Source organism: Actinobaculum massiliense (assembly GCF_001457435.1).
Classification (GTDB): domain Bacteria; phylum Actinomycetota; class Actinomycetes; order Actinomycetales; family Actinomycetaceae; genus Actinobaculum; species Actinobaculum massiliense.
In genome coordinates this window covers 1,087,183-1,106,433 of sequence record NZ_LN881717.1, presented here as the reverse complement: position 1 = coordinate 1,106,433, position 19,251 = coordinate 1,087,183, and the positions used below count along the sequence as shown (strand labels likewise).

13 protein-coding genes and 2 tRNA genes are annotated in these 19,251 nt (G+C 55.6%); 2 read left to right on the top strand and 13 right to left on the bottom strand.

The window, feature by feature from the left end; genetic code table 11:
- Positions 1-21: 21 nt before the first annotated feature.
- Complete coding sequence (locus BN2664_RS06650; protein WP_007000972.1) at positions 22-1,725, top strand: carbohydrate-binding domain-containing protein; 1,704 nt, start codon at positions 22-24, stop codon at positions 1,723-1,725.
- A gap of 72 nt (positions 1,726-1,797) precedes the next feature.
- On the opposite strand, the gene BN2664_RS09030 is transcribed toward BN2664_RS06650, so the two are convergent.
- The 3 genes from BN2664_RS09030 to BN2664_RS06630 all read right to left on the bottom strand — a co-directional run bounded on the left by BN2664_RS09030 (position 1,798) and on the right by BN2664_RS06630 (position 4,945).
- Entirely contained in the window at positions 1,798-2,991 is a 1,194-nt protein-coding gene (locus BN2664_RS09030) for a sensor histidine kinase (RefSeq protein WP_162137563.1), read from the bottom strand.
- A gap of 544 nt (positions 2,992-3,535) precedes the next feature.
- Positions 3,536-4,258, bottom strand: coding sequence for a response regulator transcription factor (locus BN2664_RS06635; RefSeq protein ID WP_007000974.1), 723 nt, complete (start codon positions 4,256-4,258; stop codon positions 3,536-3,538).
- Between the two features lie 99 nt (positions 4,259-4,357).
- The gene (locus BN2664_RS06630; RefSeq protein ID WP_007000975.1) at positions 4,358-4,945 is read right to left on the bottom strand and encodes a helix-turn-helix domain-containing protein; all 588 of its coding nucleotides are present in this window, start codon (positions 4,943-4,945) and stop codon (positions 4,358-4,360) included.
- Positions 4,946-5,016: 71 nt separating this feature from the next.
- On the opposite strand from BN2664_RS06630, the gene BN2664_RS06625 reads away from it, so the two are divergent.
- Positions 5,017-6,333, top strand: coding sequence for an MFS transporter (locus BN2664_RS06625; RefSeq protein ID WP_007000976.1), 1,317 nt, complete (start codon positions 5,017-5,019; stop codon positions 6,331-6,333).
- A gap of 40 nt (positions 6,334-6,373) precedes the next feature.
- Here the strand turns inward: BN2664_RS06625 and BN2664_RS06620 are convergent.
- The 10 genes from BN2664_RS06620 to dnaA all read right to left on the bottom strand — a co-directional run bounded on the left by BN2664_RS06620 (position 6,374) and on the right by dnaA (position 18,791).
- Positions 6,374-6,449 (bottom strand) — tRNA-Ala (locus BN2664_RS06620).
- A gap of 174 nt (positions 6,450-6,623) precedes the next feature.
- Positions 6,624-6,697 (bottom strand) — tRNA-Ile (locus BN2664_RS06615).
- A gap of 173 nt (positions 6,698-6,870) precedes the next feature.
- The gene (locus tag BN2664_RS09190) at positions 6,871-7,464 is read right to left on the bottom strand and encodes a DUF3566 domain-containing protein (protein WP_155856466.1); all 594 of its coding nucleotides are present in this window, start codon (positions 7,462-7,464) and stop codon (positions 6,871-6,873) included.
- 90 nt (positions 7,465-7,554) lie between these two features.
- Positions 7,555-10,128: a DNA gyrase subunit A gene (gyrA, locus tag BN2664_RS06605; protein ID WP_007000979.1), complete on the bottom strand. Its 2,574-nt coding sequence runs from the start codon at positions 10,126-10,128 to the stop codon at positions 7,555-7,557.
- 56 nt (positions 10,129-10,184) lie between these two features.
- On the bottom strand, positions 10,185-12,188 hold the full coding sequence (gene gyrB, locus BN2664_RS06600; RefSeq protein WP_284907566.1) for a DNA topoisomerase (ATP-hydrolyzing) subunit B: 2,004 nt from the start codon (positions 12,186-12,188) through the stop codon (positions 10,185-10,187).
- 285 nt (positions 12,189-12,473) lie between these two features.
- Positions 12,474-12,854 (bottom strand): metallopeptidase family protein, encoded by a 381-nt coding sequence (locus tag BN2664_RS06595; RefSeq protein ID WP_007000981.1) that lies wholly within the window; start codon positions 12,852-12,854, stop codon positions 12,474-12,476.
- A gap of 201 nt (positions 12,855-13,055) precedes the next feature.
- A complete protein-coding gene (locus BN2664_RS06590; RefSeq protein WP_007000982.1) occupies positions 13,056-13,664 on the bottom strand; it encodes a DciA family protein in 609 nt (202 codons plus the stop codon).
- The gene (gene recF, locus BN2664_RS06585; RefSeq protein WP_007000983.1) at positions 13,654-15,051 is read right to left on the bottom strand and encodes a DNA replication/repair protein RecF; all 1,398 of its coding nucleotides are present in this window, start codon (positions 15,049-15,051) and stop codon (positions 13,654-13,656) included. The genes BN2664_RS06590 and recF overlap by 11 nt, the downstream gene beginning before the upstream one ends.
- 2 nt (positions 15,052-15,053) lie before the next feature.
- Positions 15,054-16,187 carry a DNA polymerase III subunit beta gene (dnaN, locus tag BN2664_RS06580; protein ID WP_007000984.1) on the bottom strand — a complete coding sequence of 378 codons (1,134 nt, stop codon included), beginning with the start codon at positions 16,185-16,187 and terminating at the stop codon, positions 15,054-15,056.
- Positions 16,188-17,018: 831 nt separating this feature from the next.
- On the bottom strand, positions 17,019-18,791 hold the full coding sequence (dnaA, locus tag BN2664_RS06575) for a chromosomal replication initiator protein DnaA (RefSeq protein WP_007000985.1): 1,773 nt from the start codon (positions 18,789-18,791) through the stop codon (positions 17,019-17,021).
- Positions 18,792-19,251: the final 460 nt, after the last annotated feature.

The window sequence follows — 19,251 nt, the reverse complement described above, 5'->3', positions numbered from 1 at the left end:
GAAAATCGTAAGGAGACTTCGATGAAAAAAATATTCATATCCCTCGTAGCCGTGGCCATGACTTTTGCGTTCTCGTCATGCGCATCAGGGAACGCTGCCGACTCTGAAAACTTGCAAAATACTGGAATAGCCACAGATTCAGCGGAAGAAAAAACGGCGGAATCGTCGACGGCGGGGGCCGTAGCAGAAGAGCTGGCCTCGAAAAAGGAAGCGCACTCCGTAGATGAGGTAGATCAAGCCTCCGCCGTTGACGTTATTCTCGACGGCACGACGGCTTCCTCCGATAGTTCAGCGGTTTCTACGAACGACGGCGTCGTCACTATCACTGCCGGCGGGACGTACAGATTAAGCGGAACTATCGAGGGCGAGGTCGTGATCGCGGCGCCCGATGAAGAAAAAGTCGCAATTATCCTGAGCGATGCACATATCAATTCAGAAAATGGCGCTGCACTCGCCGTCCAGAGCGCCGATGAGGTAACAATTCGTCTGGCTGATGGGACGTCCAATACACTCAGTGACGGATCTTCGTACGGAGGGGGTGAAGACGAAGCGAATTCGACCCTCTGGTCCTCATCCGATCTGTCCATCACCGGGAACGGAGCTCTGGAAGTCACCGGAAATAATAACGACGGAATTGTCTCCAAGGACGGGCTCGTCATCGATTCCGGCACCATCACCGTTACCGCGGTGGATGATGGTATTCGGGGAAAGGATTATCTGTGGGTGAGCGGGGCAGACATTAGCGTCGATGCCGCTGGTCACGCGCTCAAATCTGACAATTCTGATAACGAAACGGTTGGCTATGTTGCCCTTATGGGCGGCACTCAAAATCTTTCGTCGAGTGGAGAAGACGGAATCAACGCACAGTTCATCATTGCTAGCGGTGCAGATACCACAATTTCCAGCGCTGACGACGCCATGCACGCAGATGCGAATATGGTTCTATCTTCCAGCGTGACAATTACCGAATCATACGAGGGGCTTGAAGCCCTGAACATGACAATTGACGGCGGTAGTTACTCGATCGTATCCACCGACGACGGTATCAATATTGCCGGCGGCGACGGCTCCCAAGCCGGCGGCCCCGGTGGTGGGGACATGTTCGCAGTGACAGAAGGAGCCGAACTCACCATCATGGACGGGGAGATCCTGATTAATGCCGAAGGTGACGGACTCGATTCAAACGGTGACGTCACGTTGACAGGTGGCAGCGTGACGGTTCACGGCCCGACGAACGGAGGAAACGGCGCGTTAGACATCAATGGGAGCTTTGATATTACGGGTGGAACACTCCTCGCTGGCGGGTCGGCGGGAATGGCGGAAACGCCAGATTCTTCGTCCGCACAGGGATGGGTCGCAGCATTCGTGAATGCTTCGGCCGGTGACAAGGTCGAATTAACCGACGCAAGCGGAAATATCCTCGCCACCTACGTTCCCGAAAAAGCAGTCCAAAGTGTTGTTTTCTCGACGTCGAACGTCGAAAGCGGGCAAACGTATTCGGTCTTGGTCAACGGTTCAGAAAGTGGCGACGTCGTCGCGAATGAATCGAACGGAATGGGAAACCCGGGAATGGGAGGACGTCCCGAAATGGGAGGAAATACCCGACCCGGCGGGGCCAACGAGGACGAGACTCGCCCCGCTTTCGGAGGCGGCCAGACTTCGGGAGGCGGCCAGTCTTCAGGAGGCGGCGCTACGAGTAGTGACGCAATAAGTTCGAACGTCTAGGAAATCCGGAATCGACATCTGAAAACACACTACAGGTTTGATTCGCACGATCCGTCTATTCGCACGATCCGGCTACTTTTTGGCCAGGGAAGAATTTCCCGCTTCCGCCAAGGGTAGTCGGATCGTGAACACTGTTCCGTGCTCTCTATTAGTGGGTGACTGGAACGTTAACGTTCCTCCGTGAGCCTCAACCACCGATTTTGCAATAGAGAGACCAAGACCTGTCGATCCGGACGTGCGGCTACGCGATTGGTCCCCCCTTGAAAATCGACTGAAAACAGAGGCTGCTATTTTTGGATCGATTCCCGGACCGTCGTCGGCGACCGATAAAAACGCGGAATGATCGTCAGATGCGACGGTGAGCTTCACTCGTGTTCCGCTGGGGGTGTGTACTCGGGCATTGGTAAGAAGATTCAGTAGTGCCTGGTAAAGCCGGTCCTTATCCGCATGCACGATGATCGACTGGAACTCATCCTCCCTAATCACATCTTCTCCGGCTGAATCTTCACGGAGTTCATCCTCCCCGGAAACTTCCTTTTGCGGAGGTGCGACCTCGAACTCCCATTCATGATCCGGACCGGCAACGTGAGCATCCTGGATAGCCTCGACGGCCAGAAGCACCACATCTACCGGAATCTTTTCTATTTCCCTTCCCGCATCGAGGCGGGCCAACAGAAGCAGGTCTTCAACCAAATCCTTCATGCGCTCGGATTCGTCGGAAATCCTTTCTAACGCATGTGAAATCTCCGGATCTTTAAAATCGTGGTGTGAGCGAATAAGTTCCGTGTAACCCGAGATAGCCGCGAGCGGATTTCGTAATTCGTGCGACGCGTCCGCAACGAATTGGCGGGTTAGCTTCTCAGACTCATTTCGAGCGGAAAGCGAATTCTCAACATGGCCGAGCATCGCGTTAATTGCCGCCCCAACCGCCCCAACTTCTGTCCGAGGGTCATCGTAGGCGACCCTTTCATGAAGAACGACGTCGCCCGAATCAAGCGGAATTTCCGATACCGCCTTCGCGGTTTGGGCCACATCTCTCAGAGGCCGAAGAGCGCGGCGAACGAGCCAGGCACCCAAGGCTCCCACCACAAGAAGTGCGATTCCGCCGGTGAGAAGATGCACCGCCATAAAGAGCCGCTGCGTAGCAACAAGCGAAGAAAGTGGAAGGCCAACCATTGCCACGTTCCGCGATGCTCGGTTCCCCAAGCTGGAGTCCTTGGAGGCCGGGTTTGCTCCCGGATGATCGCCGGGACTATCTTCACTCACTAAAACTCGGTATGAGCCTAGACCGGGAATGTCAACGTTTTGTGGAGCCCCGTTGCCCTCAGCATGTCGAAGCACTTCGGCCTGCTCGACGGTGAGGGGGACAACCTCGAAATCCGCACTAATGTAAGCGGCGTTCACTTCGTCGTTAACGCGATGATATTCGAGTGTCCCAATCCTCTGTCCAGGTCGTTCAATACCGAGTTCGGTCTGGTCACTCGGCACAGCTTCGTTTCCCTGATCTCGTTCACTTGGCGCTCCGGAATTTCCACCCGACCCATTTTGGGTTCCTCCGTCGCCCGTTACTTGATCTCGGGGTTCGGCTTTATCGCCAGGAAAAACTCCGGATTCTACACTCGGTGGCCCGGGCAGGAGCATTCGCTCTGACACCGTCCGCAACTCCCCGTCGACCTGCCTGTAAAGCGACGCTTTGATCGCACCAATAGAAATAACAGTGTTTACAAAAATAGCAATGGCAGACAGCAATACGGTCAAAAGAATTATCTTTTGCCGTAGCAATAAGGGCCGGTGTCGTCTCATGACATCCTTATTTCTTCCCGGGGCTGAGCATGTAGCCAGCACCACGAACGGTGTGGATCATGGGTTCCCGTCCAGAGTCTATTTTTCGGCGCAAATACGAAATATAAAGCTCAACAATGTTCACTTTCCCGCCGAAGTCATAACCCCACACGCGATCAAGAATTTGCGTTTTAGCTAGGACTTTGCGTTCGTTTTCCATCAGATACGCCAAGAGTTTGAATTCGGTTGAGGTGAGATCAATTCGCTTTCCTGCGCGCGTGACTTCGTGAGTATCACGATCAAGGACCAAGTCCCCTACATGCAGAATGTGGTCCGACTCAGGTTCGGCCAAACCGGATCGACGCATAAGAGCCCGCAACCGAACAACGACTTCCTCGAGCGAGAACGGTTTGACAACGTAGTCGTCCCCTCCTGCATTGAAACCCTTCACCCGATCTTCCACCGTATCCTTGGCGGTAAGAAACAAAACCGGCACATCTGGCAGAGTCTGGCGCGCTCTTTTGAGTACCTCATATCCATCGAGATCCGGGAGCATAACGTCAAGCACGATCACATCGGGCTTAACGCGCCGAATTAGCTGAACGGCAGAAAAGCCATCGTGCGCCGTCGATACCTCCCATCCCTCGTAACGGAGCGCCGAGGAAAGCAGATCTGCAAGCGATACTTCATCGTCGACGACGACGACCCGCGGCGGGGTTCCATCCGGATGCACGAGTTTCTGCTGAATCATATGAACATTATGGCATTCAGCCACGTTCCTTCAGCCATCCCGTTCTTTTGTCGCTCCTTTGCGGAACGAGTACCGCCACCCAGGTCGAAGTTAACAAAACTAGCGGGATATCACTGGGAAAACATCAAGATTGAAGTACACCTGTTCTGTTTCATCTACAGGAACTTTTCCCGTACGAAGGTCGTCTTGGTTTTTTTCCGTATCGCGTCGTACTTGGTCAATGAGTGCACGGATCGAAGAATAAAAAGTCTCCTGCTGCTCAGACGTCAAGCGCAGGACCTGCGTACTGCCAATAAGACGTTCGTTAGAAACGTCCTCAGCCTCAATGGCGGCGCGCCGGTATCGAGCAACGACCGCGGAATTTGCCATCGCATCGTAGAGCGAATCGACCAGCGGGGGTAGCGGAGAGCTTGTTTCGTTGTTATCGAAATCGAGCGCAATTCCCTTTTCTGGAATCGCATACCAAGTTTCTCTCGCGTCGCGCCCTTCCGGGGTATCTACCTTCTCCACAACATTCGCTTTAGCAAGTTCACGCAGATGATAGGAAACCGAGTTCGGCGCGAGTCCGAGCGCATCCGCAATATCGGTCACCCGCGCCCGCCCGTCTCGAAAACCAAGCTCATGCAAAATCTGCATCCGCACGGGATTTGCAATGGCTTTGAGAGTGAGGGAAGGATCTTTGGCCATGGTGAAATATTAGCAAACCTATTGCGCAATTTTATTTGCGCAATAGAAATTGCGCGCGTAAGGTACGGAGCATGGATACAAGTAGCTCGGACAAAGCCCTGGTCCCCTTGCGTGCTAATAGCGATTACGTCAGATGGTTTATTTCCGACGTCGTCGCAGATGGTGGAGCCGCGGTACTTAGCTTCGCTATGCCCCTGATCGCCCTATCCGTTACTGGATCTCTCACCCTCTCTGGTGCAATTGCGGGTACTACCGCACTGGCTCGCGTTCTCAGCATGATCCCGGGTGGAGTGATAGCAGACCGATACGATCGGAGAAAACTACTCATAATTGGCCACGGATGCGGAGTGCTTATCTGGTGTGTAGGTATTGTGCTCTTTTTCGTGGATTTTCTTAACGCTTTAACCCTGACCGGCCTCGGCGTACTGGCGGGAATACGGGACGGACTCTTTGGGGCGGTTTCCACCCCGGCGCTCCGGCAGCTTGTTCCCGCGGCACAGCTTCCTCAGGCACTAGCCGCCAATCAAGCACGCGACGGCACAATTCAGCTCGTCTCCGGTCCGACGGGAGGGTTCCTTGTGGCACTCAGCCTCTGGGCACCTTTTGCCGCTCGTGCGGTTGGGCATTTCCTCGCCCTTTTCGCGATGCGTACCCTAAGAGCTAATCTCCGCCCTCGGGGCGAGGACGAAACACTCCCGTCACCCCTCACGCAGGTTAGGGCCGGTTTTTCCTGGCTGGCACGACGGCGAACAATCACGACCGTCCTTATCATTGCCGCGGTCATGTCCTTTGCCATGAGCGGCGCCGTACAAACTATTGTCCTCCATTTTGCCGCCGTTGGAGAAAACTCTGCCAGAATTGGCCTGCTTCCCACCGCTCTCGCCTCTGGCATGATTGCCGGATCCATCGTTGCCGCGCCAATCGCCAAAAGGTTTCCCACCGGCGCCGTCGCCATTATTTCTACCGGAGTGATGTGCGCTGTCCTTGCGCTCCTTGCGGTGGCGGACGATTTTATCGCTATTTTTACCATCCTGGCCGTTTCGGCAATAGCTTTGCCTATCTTTAACTCAGCCGCATCCGGATGGGCGATTTCTCAAATACCCGATGCGAAGATAGGCATGATTAGCGCGACCAGCGGCTTACTCAACGCCATACTCACCCCGTTTGCGCCTTTTATAGCAGGATTCGGACTGGACGCTGCAGACTATTTTCCAACAGTCTCTTCATTCATCGTGCTCATGTTTATTGGCGCCCTAGCCTTGGCTTTTACTGGTGAGTTTCGCCGTATTCCCCGCCCAGATCAGTGGCAATTCGAAAATGAAACGTCCTCGTTGCACAAAGAGGAAAAGAAGGGAGATTTACCGATTCGCGACACTGAGGCTCACTAACGCAAAAAGACGCCCATTTTGTGTCAAATGAGCGTCTAAGTGGTGGAGCTAGCGGGATTCGAACCCGCGACCCCCTGCTTGCAAAGCAGGTGCGCTACCAACTGCGCTATAGCCCCTTTTATTTCTCTCAATACTAGCCGAAGAGCCGTTTCGCCTTAACTCGGATCCCGAACTTCGTGCCAGTGGGCCAGATGTTGCGTTCGCTTCTGAAATTCCAGGAAAACGCAGTATCCACCAACGAGAGCAAAAGAAAAGAGGAGAAACCTTTTCATTTCCCCTCCTCACTTTCGTGGGCGTAGATGGGCTCGAACCATCGACCTCAGTCTTATCAGGACTGCGCTCTAACCAACTGAGCTATACGCCCTTGTGGACCGAATCAGTTTATATCAAGAACGAGCTTTCCCCAACATCTGAGAACGTGCGCTCGCTAACATCTTCGATCCGCGCTATTTTTGTTTATTCGATTTCCTCCCCGGCTGCGGCGCCGGCTGTAGCGCCTAGCTACTGATTCCGGCGCCTCGCCACCGACGGAAGAGTCTACTCATCGGTAACGGTGAGGCGAACCCCGCCGACGAGCGATGCGCAGACGTTATAGATAACGGCGCCAATGGCGGAAAGCGCCGTTAGCAAGGCGATGTCAATGATCGCCACAATTACGGCAAAGCTCATCCAGCGCCCAAACTGCAGGTATTGCGCTAGCTCCAAGAGATCCTTCGAGTTCAGGGTGAGAAGGAAATCGTTGAGCGAGGACCACACGTACATTCCATCCAGAACGAACCAGATCAACGCCATGGCGATCACCAGGATAAGGCCGAAGGCGAAGGAAAGCAGGAATCCCAACTTCATCGAGGAGAGCGGATCGATCTTAGAGATCGTCATGCGAATCCTGCGGATTCCAACCGTCTGCGACGGCGCCTCTGCACTTCGCCGTGAACTATGTTCACCACTCTCGTGGTGGCTGCTCCTCGCCTTGGTTCCCCCGGAAACCGTCCGGTAGGACCCACCGTTGGGGCCGGTGCCCGTCAGCCGCACCGCGCTACGTGTTTCGGAGCGCGTTCCTTGTTCCTGCCGTGCCGCAGGAGGGACCGTCGGCGGCGTCTTACCGTCCGCCTGGGATTTTTCGCTCATCATTCTCCCCGTTTATACCGCCGAACAAGGATCGGCCTTTCCCAAAATTTCTTTCTCGATACTAGAGCGTACCGCGCGCTAGCAATCGCTGTCTTATTCCTGAGTCGTAGAGTCGTCAGCTTCCGACCCCGTACCGGTCTCCGCTCCGGACTCTTCCACCTCGTCGTCGACTTCCACCTCGTCGTCGATCTCCGCCTCAACGTTACGCGCCAAAGCGATAATCGAATCTCCGGCCTCGGGCCGCACAAACGTCACGCCCTGGGTATTGCGCCCGGTAGTGGAAACCTCGGTGACGTTAGTGCGCATCACCTTGCCGGATTCCATAATCACCAGCACTTCTTCGCTGCCCTGCGTCACCAGCGCATCGACCAGGTCTCCGCGGCCTTCGGGCAGATTTGCGATCTTGATTCCCAAACCGCCGCGGCCCTGAACGCGATACTCCTCGACAGGCGTGCGCTTGGCAAAACCACCCGAAGTCACGGTGAACACGTCCGAATCCGGCCGCACCGAATCCATGGCCAGCAGATAGTCACCCTCGCGGAAACGCATTCCCATGACGCCGCTCGTCGCCCGCCCCATTGGGCGCAAGCTCTCCGGCGTTACCGTGAACCGAAGACTCATGCCCTTCTTGGACACCAGGAACAGATCGTCGCCGTCGTTCACGAAGGATACGGCCACCACTTCATCCGGCTCGCCCTCGGCGATTTCGCGCAACTTGATCGCGATCAGCCCCGAAGAACGCGGCGAATCGTAATCCGCCAGGCGCGTCTTCTTCACCAGGCCGCTCTTGGTGGCGATCACGATGTAATCCGTGATGTCGTAGTTCGGAATTGAACGCACCGCGGCAATTTCTTCACCTGGCTCGAATGCAAGCAAATTCGCCACATGCTGGCCCTTCGCGTCGCGCCCGCCCTCGGGAATTTCGTATCCCTTCACGCGGTAAACACGGCCAAAGTTCGTGAAGAACAAATGCCAATCGTGGGTCGACCCCACGCCGAAATGCTCCACGATATCGTCTTCGCGTAGCGAGGCGCCTTTGATTCCCTTTCCGCCCCGATGCTGGGAGCGATATTCGGAAACCTTGGTGCGCTTGGCGTAGCCCGAACGAGTAATCGTCACCACCACGTCTTCTTCCGGAATGAGATCTTCGACGGAAACGTCACCGTCGTAGGGGAGAATTTGCGTGCGCCGATCATCGCCGTACTTATCGACGATGGTCTGCAGCTCTTCGCTAATGATCGTGCGCTGGCGCGCATCGCTACCGAGGATGTCGCGGTAATCAGCCACCAGACGCTTCTTTTCGTTGTATTCGTCGGTAATCTTTTGCCGTTCCAGAGCGGCCAGGCGGCGCAACTGCATCTCCAGAATCGCGTTGGCCTGCGCCTCGTCGATATCTAGGAAGTCCATCAACGCCGTGCGCGCAATATCGACCGTCGCCGAAGATCGGATGAGCTGAATGACCTCGTCCAACGCGTCGAGTGCCTTGAGGTAGCCCTCCAAAATATGCATGCGCTTGAGCGCTTCGTTGAGGCGGTACTGCGTGCGCCGCTTAATAACCTCAACCTGATGCGTGACCCAGTGGCGCACAAAGCCGTCCAGCGAAAGCGTGCGTGGAACCCCGTCCACCAGGGCGAGCATATTCGCGGGGAAGTTCGTCTGTAGCTGCGTGTGCTTGTAGAGATTATTGAGCACAACCTTCGCCACCGCGTCGCGTTTCAAGACGACGACGATGCGCTGTCCGGCGCGTCCGGAAGTCTCGTCGCGAATATCGGCGACGCCGCTGATGCGGCCGTCCTTAATTGCTTCCACCATGCGGTCGAGCAGACGATCGGGATTCACCTGGTAGGGCAGATCGCTAATGACCAGGCAGGTGCGGCCATGAATTTCTTCGACCTCCACCACCGCGCGCATGGTGATCGATCCGCGCCCGGTGCGGTAGGCCTCTTCAATTCCACGCGTGCCGAGGATTTGCGCACCGGTGGGGAAATCCGGGCCCTTAATGCGGAGCATAAGCTCGCCCAGAAGCTCTTCACGGGTGGCGTCCGGATGCTGCAGGTACCACTGCACGCCGTCGTTAATTTCGCGCAGGTTGTGCGGCGGAATGCGGGTTGCCATACCCACCGCAATACCCTCGGAACCGTTGACCAGAAGATTCGGGAAGCGCGCGGGCAAAACCACCGGCTCCATAATAGAACCGTCGTAGTTCTCCATAAAATCGACAGTGTCTTCTTTAATATCGCGCACCATTTCCAGGGCCAGCGGTGCCATGCGGGCCTCGGTGTAACGCGGTGCGGCGGCGCCGAGGTCACCCGGAGTTCCGAAGTTTCCTTGGCCGGCAACCAGCGGGTAGCGCATCGACCACGGCTGAGCGAGGCGAACCATGGTGTCATAAATCGCCGCGTCACCGTGGGGATGGTAGTGGCCCATCACATCGCCCACGATCTTCGCGGACTTCGAGAAACTTGAATCCGGGAGGTAGCCGCCGTCGTACATGGCGTAGATAACCCGGCGATGCACGGGCTTGAGGCCGTCGCGCACATCCGGCAGAGCGCGACCCACGATTACGGACATTGCGTAATCGAGGTAGGAGGTCTCCATTTCGCGCTGGAGGTCTACATTGAGGATGTCTCCGTGGTTATAAACCTCGGACTGATCGCCCGGCGTCATTTCCGTCACTGCTTTTTACCTTCTTGCCTTTGATCTAGCTGGGACTTTGTGCGGGTTTAGATATCGAGGAACCGCACGTCGTGAGCATTGCGCTGAATGAAACCGCGCCGCGATTCCACATCCTCACCCATGAGCACGGAGAATGTTTCATCTGTGGCGGCAGCTTCGCCAATCTCTACCTGCTTGAGGGTGCGGTTTTCGGGATTCATCGTGGTGTCCCACAATTCTTCGGCGTTCATTTCGCCCAGACCCTTATAGCGCTGGATTCGCTGCGACTCTTCCTTCGGCAAGCGCCAGCCGTTTTCCTTGCCCTTGGCGAGCTCAACATCTCGCTCCCGGTCGGTGAAAACGTAAGAGTGCGGGTGGTTGGTCCACTTGATTCGATAAAGCGGAGGCATCGCCAAATAAACGTGACCGGCCTCAATGAGCGGACGCATATAGCGATAGACGAGCGTCAGCAAAAGCGTGGCGATATGCGAACCGTCCACATCCGCGTCGGCCATAAACACAATCTTGTGATACCGCAGTTTATTGATATCGAATTCGTCGCCGATTCCGGTGCCGAAAGCGGTAATCAAGCCCTGGATGGTATCGGAGGAAAGCGCGCGATCCAGCCGCGCCTTTTCCACATTGAGGATCTTTCCGCGGATTGGCATAATCGCCTGGTGTTCTGGATCGCGGCCATTAACCGCTGAACCGCCGGCGGAATCGCCCTCCACAATGAAGATTTCGCATTCCTCGGGTTTATTCGAGGTGCAATCCTTGAGCTTTCCGGGCATTGACGCTGATTCAAGCACGGACTTGCGCCGCGTTGCTTCGCGCGCCTTCCGCGCGGCCGCGCGCGCCGCATAGGCCTGGCTGGCCTTGCGGATAATTTCCTTGCCCTCAGACGGATGCGAATCGAGCCAGTCCGTCAGGTTCTTGTAAACCTGTTGCTGCACAAAAGTGCGCGCTTCGGTATTTCCGAGCTTGGTTTTCGTCTGACCTTCGAACTGCGGGTCAGCAATTTTCACCGAAATAACCGCGGTCAGCCCTTCGCGCACATCTTCACCGGAAAGGTTCGGGTCCTTATCCTTGAGAAGATTCTTTTCCCGCGCGTATTTATTGATAACCGAGGTGAGTGCGGAGCGGAAACCTTCTTCATGCGTTCCACCCTCGGTGGTGTTGATCGTATTGGCGAAAGTATGCACGGACTCGGTATATGCCGAGGTCCACTGCATAGCTACCTCAAGCTCAATCTGCTTTTCGGCATCTTCACCTTCGAAATACACCACTTCTTCGTTGACTATATCCACCTTCTTGGTGGTGTTGAGGAACTTAACGTAATCATGCAAACCGCCCGAGTAGCAGTAGGAAACCTGTCGCTTTTCCGGGACGGTTTCCGCCGCGTCGGCGTCTCCGGTGACCTCGTCACCCTCCACCGAAATACCTTCGCGCTCATCGGTCAGCGTGATGCGCAGGTCTTTGTTGAGGAAGGCCATCTGATGGAAGCGCTTGCGCAGAGTTTCAAAATCGAAATCAGTAGTTTCGAAAATTTCCGGGTTAGCCCAGAATGTTTGCGTGGTTCCGGTCTCGGTGGTTTCTTCGCCGCGTTCAAGCGGCGCGACCGGCCGCCCGTTTTCGTAGTTAATGCGCCACACGTAACCGTCACGTTTCACCACGGTTTCCATACGGGTGGAAAGAGCGTTGACGACGGAGACGCCGACGCCGTGCAAACCGCCGGAAACCGCGTATCCGCCCTGCCCGAATTTTCCACCCGCGTGCAGAACCGTCATCACAACTTCAACCGCGGGCTTCCCCTCAGTCGGGTGAATATCTACCGGAATTCCGCGCCCGTTATCTTGCACCTGGACGCCACCATCTTTGCGCAGGGTGACTTCAATATGGTCGCAGTAGCCTGCTAGCGCCTCGTCCACCGAGTTATCAACCACCTCGTAAACGAGATGATGTAATCCGCGTTCGCCGGTTGACCCGATATACATGCCCGGGCGCTTGCGCACCGCTTCCAAACCTTCAAGTACCGTAATATTCGAGGCATCGTAGGACTGGTTTTTATCCACCTGTCCAATATGATGCTCAACTTCTTCAGGTAAGTTATTTTCCTGCGGCACGTTAATATTCGTCTCCGACACTCGCGGAAAGCTCCTTGAAACTCGCGGCGAAGTCACCCGAAACAAATTTCGTATAAGCGCCTCTGACGGGCTCTCACTTAAAACGGGGTGACCCTACCTAAATGGGACCAGAACCCATTCTAGCGGATTTTGGGCCCATTTTTCGGGGTGGAAGCCTGTATGAAGGGTCTCAGGTATGGGTCATTTCACTTTTTGTGTTTCATGTGAAACGCGCTAGGCCCAACCCATCTCATGCAATTGTTCGTCGTCGATTCCGTAAAAACGCCCTACTTCGTGAATGATGGTGATGCCAATTTCGTCCACGAGTTCTTCGCGAGTTTCACACCAGCGCAGGAGGGGGCCGCGGAAAATAAATATGCGATCTGGCAATAAACCCGAGGAATCACCGTATCTATCGGTAAGAGCTACGCCGTCATACAGGCCTAGCAGCGCTGGCTCGCCGTTTTCGTCGTAACCATCCTCGCCGAGCATATCTTCATCGGGTTCGTCCTCGACGAGGAAGACGACGTTGGGGAGCCCGGCCAGAAACTCTTCGGGAAGCAGGTCAATGGCATCGGCAACCGCTTCTTCAAATTCCGCTTCGCTCATTTCCATAGCTCATCCTCCCTGCCTGCATCGCAAATCGTGCTAAAGGTTGGTACCGCGGCGTTATTGGCAAAAACTCCCCGGTTGACGGCAAATAGTGTGAGAGGAACCGGGAGCGTGACTGACCTATCTGCGGGCATAATGCGACTATGCGCAAGCATGATCCGACTACTCGTAGGCTTCGTGCGCCCACCCTCAGGCCTAACTCGCCTATCCGTAGGTATCACGCGGCCCCCTTCCGGGAACGGAATATCTGCCGTGCTTCCAGCTTGGCCGATTGGGGCCTTTCACTTCAATTTCTTTGACGACGCCGTCTCCCAGCTCCTTTTCTAGCCTTTGCATAAGTGTTGCGAGCAGGGCTTTTATCTGGGTTTCCCACGACGTCGACGATGTGCGCAAAAACAAGGTTCCCGAGTCTTGATCAAAACGCTCAACCCAGCAATTTTTTGCCACATTCGCACCCACAATCTGTGGCCATCTTGCTTGCACAGCGGCTACTTCCAGGCGCGTGGTCCAGCCGCGATCGCGAACGGTTCTTTGCAAAATCGTTCCCAGCGGTTTCGGATCTCTCCACGAGGGGCGCGCGCCCGATCCCACATTGACTCCGGGAGTCGGAACATAGACCTCATCACCCAGCGGCTTGGCATCGTTGATTTCGTCCGCTAGCCGCTGCGCGGCCAGGCCGGCGCTCGGGCGGCGCACCGGCAGATCGCCTCTGCGAAAAGCAACTTCGCGCATTCGATCCAAAGCGCGCAGTGCCAAAATATCCCCGTTTTTCTCTGCCGCGCGAATCCGGGCGAGCTCAGCTTTACTCGGCATCGTCCGCTCTCCATACCTTCTGCGCCGCGGGCTCTGCCGCTCCGTCAGCAGATTCTTCCACTCCGTCAGCCGCGGGAACTTCCGCCGCTTGGCCGGGTACCGCAACGGAATTATCTGAAATCGGCGCTTGGGGCGCTAGAAAATCGGGCCCATGAGGTGAATCGAAAGAACTCGGCGGCTTTACGATCACTCCCGCCTGAACCCCGAGCCTCTGACCGGTCAGCGACTCGGGCAGATCATCTCCCACGGCCGCGGTCACTAGAACCTGGCCGGCTTGACTGACGATTTTTGCCAGTCGTTCGCGCCGGCGACTGTCCAATTCGGCAAAAACGTCGTCCAAAATAAGAAGCGGTTCGCCGTCGTCGGCCCATTCACCGGATTCATCTGCCCGCAAGACCTGCCACTCAGCGAGGCGCAGCGCCAGGGCAAAACTCCACGATTCGCCATGACTCGCGTAGCCCTTCGCGGGCAATGTTCCGAGGGAAAGTTGCAGGTCATCGCGCTGGGGGCCAACGAGGTTAATTCCGCGCTCAATTTCTTGCTCACGCCGCGCGGCCAAAAGCGCGCGCATTCGCTCCGCCGCTCCCGCAACGTCCTGCAAAGCGTTGTCGTTCACTTCGATTTCCGCCTGGAGCTGCGGATTTTCACTAATGCGCTCCGGGCCGGGCAATGAAAAGAAGCTGCGGTTGAGGTTAGCTTTATAGTCAATGCGCGCCAGTGAGGGTGAACCAGAAACTTGACGATAGAAATCCTCAACAAATGGGCGCAGGCGAGAGACAATCTCCGCGCGAGCGGCCACGATTTGCGCGCCGAGGCGAATCAGCTGATCATCAAAGACGTCGATCATGGCGTGATCAACCGCCGCCGCGCGTTTAAATTGCCCGGAGGCGTGACGCAAAACCGCGGCGCGTTGCTGTAAAACCTTGTTGTACTCGGCTTTGATTCCCGCTAACCGCGGGCGCAACTGCACCATAAGGTCGTCGAGGAAATGGCGGCGCGTGGCTGGATCGCCCTGAACGAGTTCCAAATCCTCGGGAGCGAAGAGAACAACGCGGATAATTCCGACTAAGTCAGCCGGTTTTGCCGCGCCGCGATTAATGCGAGCGCGGTTAGCGCGGCCGCCGTAGATTTCGACTTCAACCGTGGTGGGTGAATCACCGTGAAAAACCTTCGCTTGAATCACACCTGCCGTAGCGCCCTGACGAATGAGCGCATTGTCTGTGCTCACTCGATGGCTGGCGAGGGTAGCGAGGTAGCTAATCGCCTCCACAAAGTTGGTTTTACCCTGGCCGTTTTCTCCCGTCAGGGTTGTAATCCCGGGCTGTAGGCTCACGACCTCGCGTTTGTAATTACGAAAATCCGCGAGAGCGAGATCGGATACATACATTTTTAGTTTGAGAACGTCCTAATCGGCATCAAGAGCAGGCGGAAGTCCTCTGAATCTTCTCCCTCAGCCTCGGGCTGACCGGTAATAACGGCCGGCTTGGTCGGATGCGTGTAGGACAGCCGCACAAATTCGGTGTGTAGCGCACTCAGACCCTCGTGCAGGAAAGCCGGATTGAATGCCATTGTGATGTCATCTCCGCTCAGGCCCACCTGCACGGCTTCTGACGTTTGCGCATTGTCATTTTGCCCGGCGTCGATCACCACTTCACCTTCGGAGAAGGCGAGGCGAACGGCGGAATTCTTTTCTACCACCAGGCGCGCACGCTTGAGAGCATCGATCATTTCGACCCGGTTCATCACCGCGTAGCCATTCACCGATTCCGGGAAAAGCGAGAGAACTTGCGGATAGTCGCCGTCGATGAGGCGAGCAATATTGCGCCGTCCCGCTGCTTCGAAGCCAATCATTCCCGCCCGACCCGAGTTATCAATCGTCATTTTTACGTTGCCCGCAGAGCCGAGAGCGCGAGCAATATCCGAAAGCCGGGCCGAGCGCACGAGGATGCGCGCCTCGAAATCTTTATCCTCCGGCTCCCAGCTCACCTTCGACACCGCCAACCGGTAACGGTCGGTTGCCATCAGAGAAATTTCAGAGCCATGAATCTCAATACAAATCGAAACCAGCAGCGGCAACGTGTCGTCGTTCGACGCCGCGGTTGCCGCCTGCATCACCGCGTTTTGCCAATCGGCGCCATTGATAATTCCGGACGTTCCCTTGAGTTCTGGCTGATCCGGGTAATCTTCCAGCGGCATCGAAGCCATCGCCATGCGCGACGAGCCGCACACAAGATCGAGTTTGGCGCCTTCGACCTCGAGATCAACGGGCTTATTGGGAAGGGCGCGGGCGTAATCCGCCAAGAGTTTGCCCGAAACCAGGATGGTGCCCGGTTCATCGACCGAGCCCTCAATCACTGCATAGGACGAAACGTCCGGATCATAGGCAGAAAGTTCAATGGAGCCGTCCGCATTAGCTTCGATTTTGATTCCTGAAAGAATCGGCAGCGACGGACGCGCTGGAATAGTGCGAGCCGTCCATGAGACTGCGTCGACGAACACGTCATGCTCGATCCTTAGCTTCACGGCGATTCCCTTTCTGACACGCAGGTGCCACGCGGTAAAAAACCAATCTGTAGCTACTTTACGCGACCTAGGTCTTCTGGGTCTCTTGTTATTCACCAGCAGAAGACCACAATCGCGTCAGATTTCTTTCGTCAGGTGCGTTCGCTCTGTTCAGAACGGCACGTTTAGCTTCGGCGCGAGAGACGCGGCCGCCTTCCGCCCGCAGGGTACGCATAGTTTTGGTTTGGGTGACCCGTTTGCTCAGATGAGGCTTGCCCTCGGCGAGCCGGTTTTGTCATTCGGGTTTTAATAGTTAGTAGCAGTAGTAGGCGTTGTGGAACCTGTGGAAATGTGTTCGAATCGTTGAGGTACCGCCGAAAGCTATGGTGCACGGACGTGTGGATGCGTCTGGGGACAAAATGGCGCGAATGTGAACTGGCTAAGAGCGACGAAAAATTATGCACAGTTTGAATGGGGGTTGTCAGCTTAAAATTTAACACTCGCACAGCTTTTCCACAGCGCCTGGGGAAAGTTTTATTTCCCGACGGCGGAGCGCGTACCCTCTCTGATCACGCAAAGTGTTCTATCGCAAACGGATTCAAGCAGGCCCTCCGCGGCAGGCCTCGAGCGTTTCGTGAGAAGAGTGAGCCTCGAGCGTAAGAAGTTCGGAGATACTTGAGAATAAGGACCACGGCAAAAAGCCAGCGGAATCCGAAGAAACCGCGGGCTTTTCTACGAGATTTTCCCTCAAGGCTTTCCTCGAGGCTTCCCCAAAAGAAAGGCTTTTCGTAAGAGACTAGAGATGCGGGGACACCCTCAAACTCTCAAAGGGAATGATCAAAGGAAACTGCTTTATGAACCGTTGCCGGTGGCGTCCTGTTTGATGCGCACGGACAGCTCGGAGACCTGGTTATAGGTAGTTTGCCGCTCCGCCATTTGCTTGTCGATTTTGCGGTAGGCGTGCATCACGGTGGTGTGATCGCGCCCGCCAAAAATGGCTCCAATTTTCGGTAGCGAAAGATCCGTCATTTCCCGGCATAGATACATGGCGATTTGCCGCGCGGTGGTGGGGAGCCGAGAGCGGTCTGAGCTTGTCAGATCCTCGATCGTCACCCGGAAGTAATTTGCCGTATGAGCCATAATCACCGAGGGTTGGATCTCCACCGATTCGGGATCGGAAATGAGATCCTTGAGCACCATTTCGGCCAGGCTGAGGGAAACGGGTTGCTTCGAAAGGTCCGCATAAGCGGTCACTCGGCGTAGTGCCCCTTCCATTTCGCGCACGTTCGTGGTCATATTCGTGGCGATGTATTCCTGCACATCGCGCGGAACATTGATTCCGTCCGCGTGCGACTTCTTTTCCAGAATTGCCACGCGAGTTTCCAGGTTTGGCCGGTCAATGGAGGCCACCACGCCGGAATTAAAACGCGAAAGCATGCGCTCGCCAAAACCGTTGAGAAGATTGGGCGCCACGTCGCTGGTGATTACGATTTGCTTATTCTGGTTCGTCAGGGCGTTAAAAGTATGGAAAAACTCCTCGACGGTCGATTCGCGCCCGCCAATAAACTGAATGTCGTCAATGAGCAGGATGTCGACGTTGCGGAAGAAATCCTTGAATTCGCTCTGCCGCGCATCGCGCACCGCGTTAATAAAAGCGTTCGTGAACTCTTCGGCAGACACGTACCGCACGTTAATTTCTGGATAAAGCGCCAGCGCATAGTTACCAATTGCGTGCATGAGGTGGGTTTTCCCCATCCCTGAATCCGAATAAAGGAACAGCGGGTTGTAACTCGTTCCCGGCGATTCCGCCACGGCCAGTGAAGTCGCCGTCGGGAAGCGATTTGAATCGCCAATCACGAAATTGTCGAAGGTGTACTTCGGGTTCAGACCCGCCTTGTGGGAGCGTGCCGCGAAAGTCGGGTCGTCCGCCTCTTCCGGAGTGGTTCGGGTGTACGACGCCGCCGCGCTGGCATCGCGAGCAGCCTCGACGGTGGCGTTACCGGTCGAAGAATTGCCATAGCGGAAACGCTGGGAAGATTGCGCGGGAGCGGCCTGCTGCTGGTATCCACGATCCAGATGCCCGCGCGCGGCGATAAGGTCCACGTACGACGTCGCCTCGCTGCCGCTCGACCACTGGGATGACCCGTCCCAGGATGTGGATTCCTCTCCCTCACGCCCGCCGTGACGAGCGGGTTCGCCGCTGGCCGATCCAGGATTTTCACCTTGCGCCGGTGCAGTCGGCACCGCATGGGGCGTTTCCGGAGTCTGATGGCCGGGCACCTCCGCGGCCTGATCCACCGGCGTCGCGTTTTGACGCGCCGGAGCGGGTTCGCTAGGAGACGACGAAAGGTTTGTTTCGTTGATCGAGGGATCAACAGAAATGACGATGCGGATAGAACGGGCGAGAATGGCGGAGAGTTTCTCAGCCATCTGCGCCGAGACGTGTTCTTCGATCCAATTCTTCACAAAATCCGAACCGACGGTCACCATAAAAATATCGTCGGCCGTAGCGAGAGGATGGGCCATTCGCACAAACGCGGCTTGTGAATCCGAAAGTGTATCCTCAGCGCGCAACAATTCCATGGCGGCGAGCCACGCATCTTGCGCCGGATTCGAATCTGACATCAACTTTCCTATCGTTACGGTCCGCGTTTCGTAGTTCTCGTAAGCGAGGAAGCCTTTGTCGAGGGGACTTAGTCCCCATCTGTGGATAGAATTCCTCGTCTTTTAATACGAAGCAAAAGGCACTAATTCGCCACTTTGCGACCTTCGAGAAGAACGATTGCGCTAGTTCTGTGGAGCTATGTTAGGGCATCTCCCCAAATCGTGCGAGTGGTTTATCCACAGGCATGTCCACAACTGTGGAAATTACATCGATGTTGTTCACAGGTGATTTCATGAAGTTGAGCCAAAAAATGGGTGTGCCCAGGTCATCCACATCTGTGTAAATCAAAAAAAGTGAGTTTAAAGGAGATTTAGTTTCTTGAGATAGCCGTCACCGAAACCGCTAATCTATTGACCTCTGGGCGTTTCGACCACTAAAGTTTTGAAGTCAAATGTCTGGGCTCCGCCCATACATTGCAAG

What these genes read in the sequence shown, in the direction of transcription:
- BN2664_RS06650 (WP_007000972.1), top strand. Translation starts at nt 22, where the DNA reads ATGAAAAAAATATTCATATCCCTCGTAGCCGTGGCCATGACTTTTGCG.
- BN2664_RS06635 (WP_007000974.1), bottom strand. Translation starts at nt 4,258, where the DNA reads ATGATTCAGCAGAAACTCGTGCATCCGGATGGAACCCCGCCGCGGGTC.
- BN2664_RS06630 (WP_007000975.1), bottom strand. Translation starts at nt 4,945, where the DNA reads ATGGCCAAAGATCCTTCCCTCACTCTCAAAGCCATTGCAAATCCCGTG.
- BN2664_RS06625 (WP_007000976.1), top strand. Translation starts at nt 5,017, where the DNA reads ATGGATACAAGTAGCTCGGACAAAGCCCTGGTCCCCTTGCGTGCTAAT.
- BN2664_RS09190 (WP_155856466.1), bottom strand. Translation starts at nt 7,464, where the DNA reads ATGATGAGCGAAAAATCCCAGGCGGACGGTAAGACGCCGCCGACGGTC.
- gyrA (WP_007000979.1), bottom strand. Translation starts at nt 10,128, where the DNA reads ATGACGCCGGGCGATCAGTCCGAGGTTTATAACCACGGAGACATCCTC.
- BN2664_RS06595 (WP_007000981.1), bottom strand. Translation starts at nt 12,854, where the DNA reads ATGGAAATGAGCGAAGCGGAATTTGAAGAAGCGGTTGCCGATGCCATT.
- BN2664_RS06590 (WP_007000982.1), bottom strand. Translation starts at nt 13,664, where the DNA reads ATGCCGAGTAAAGCTGAGCTCGCCCGGATTCGCGCGGCAGAGAAAAAC.
- recF (WP_007000983.1), bottom strand. Translation starts at nt 15,051, where the DNA reads ATGTATGTATCCGATCTCGCTCTCGCGGATTTTCGTAATTACAAACGC.
- dnaA (WP_007000985.1), bottom strand. Translation starts at nt 18,791, where the DNA reads ATGTCAGATTCGAATCCGGCGCAAGATGCGTGGCTCGCCGCCATGGAA.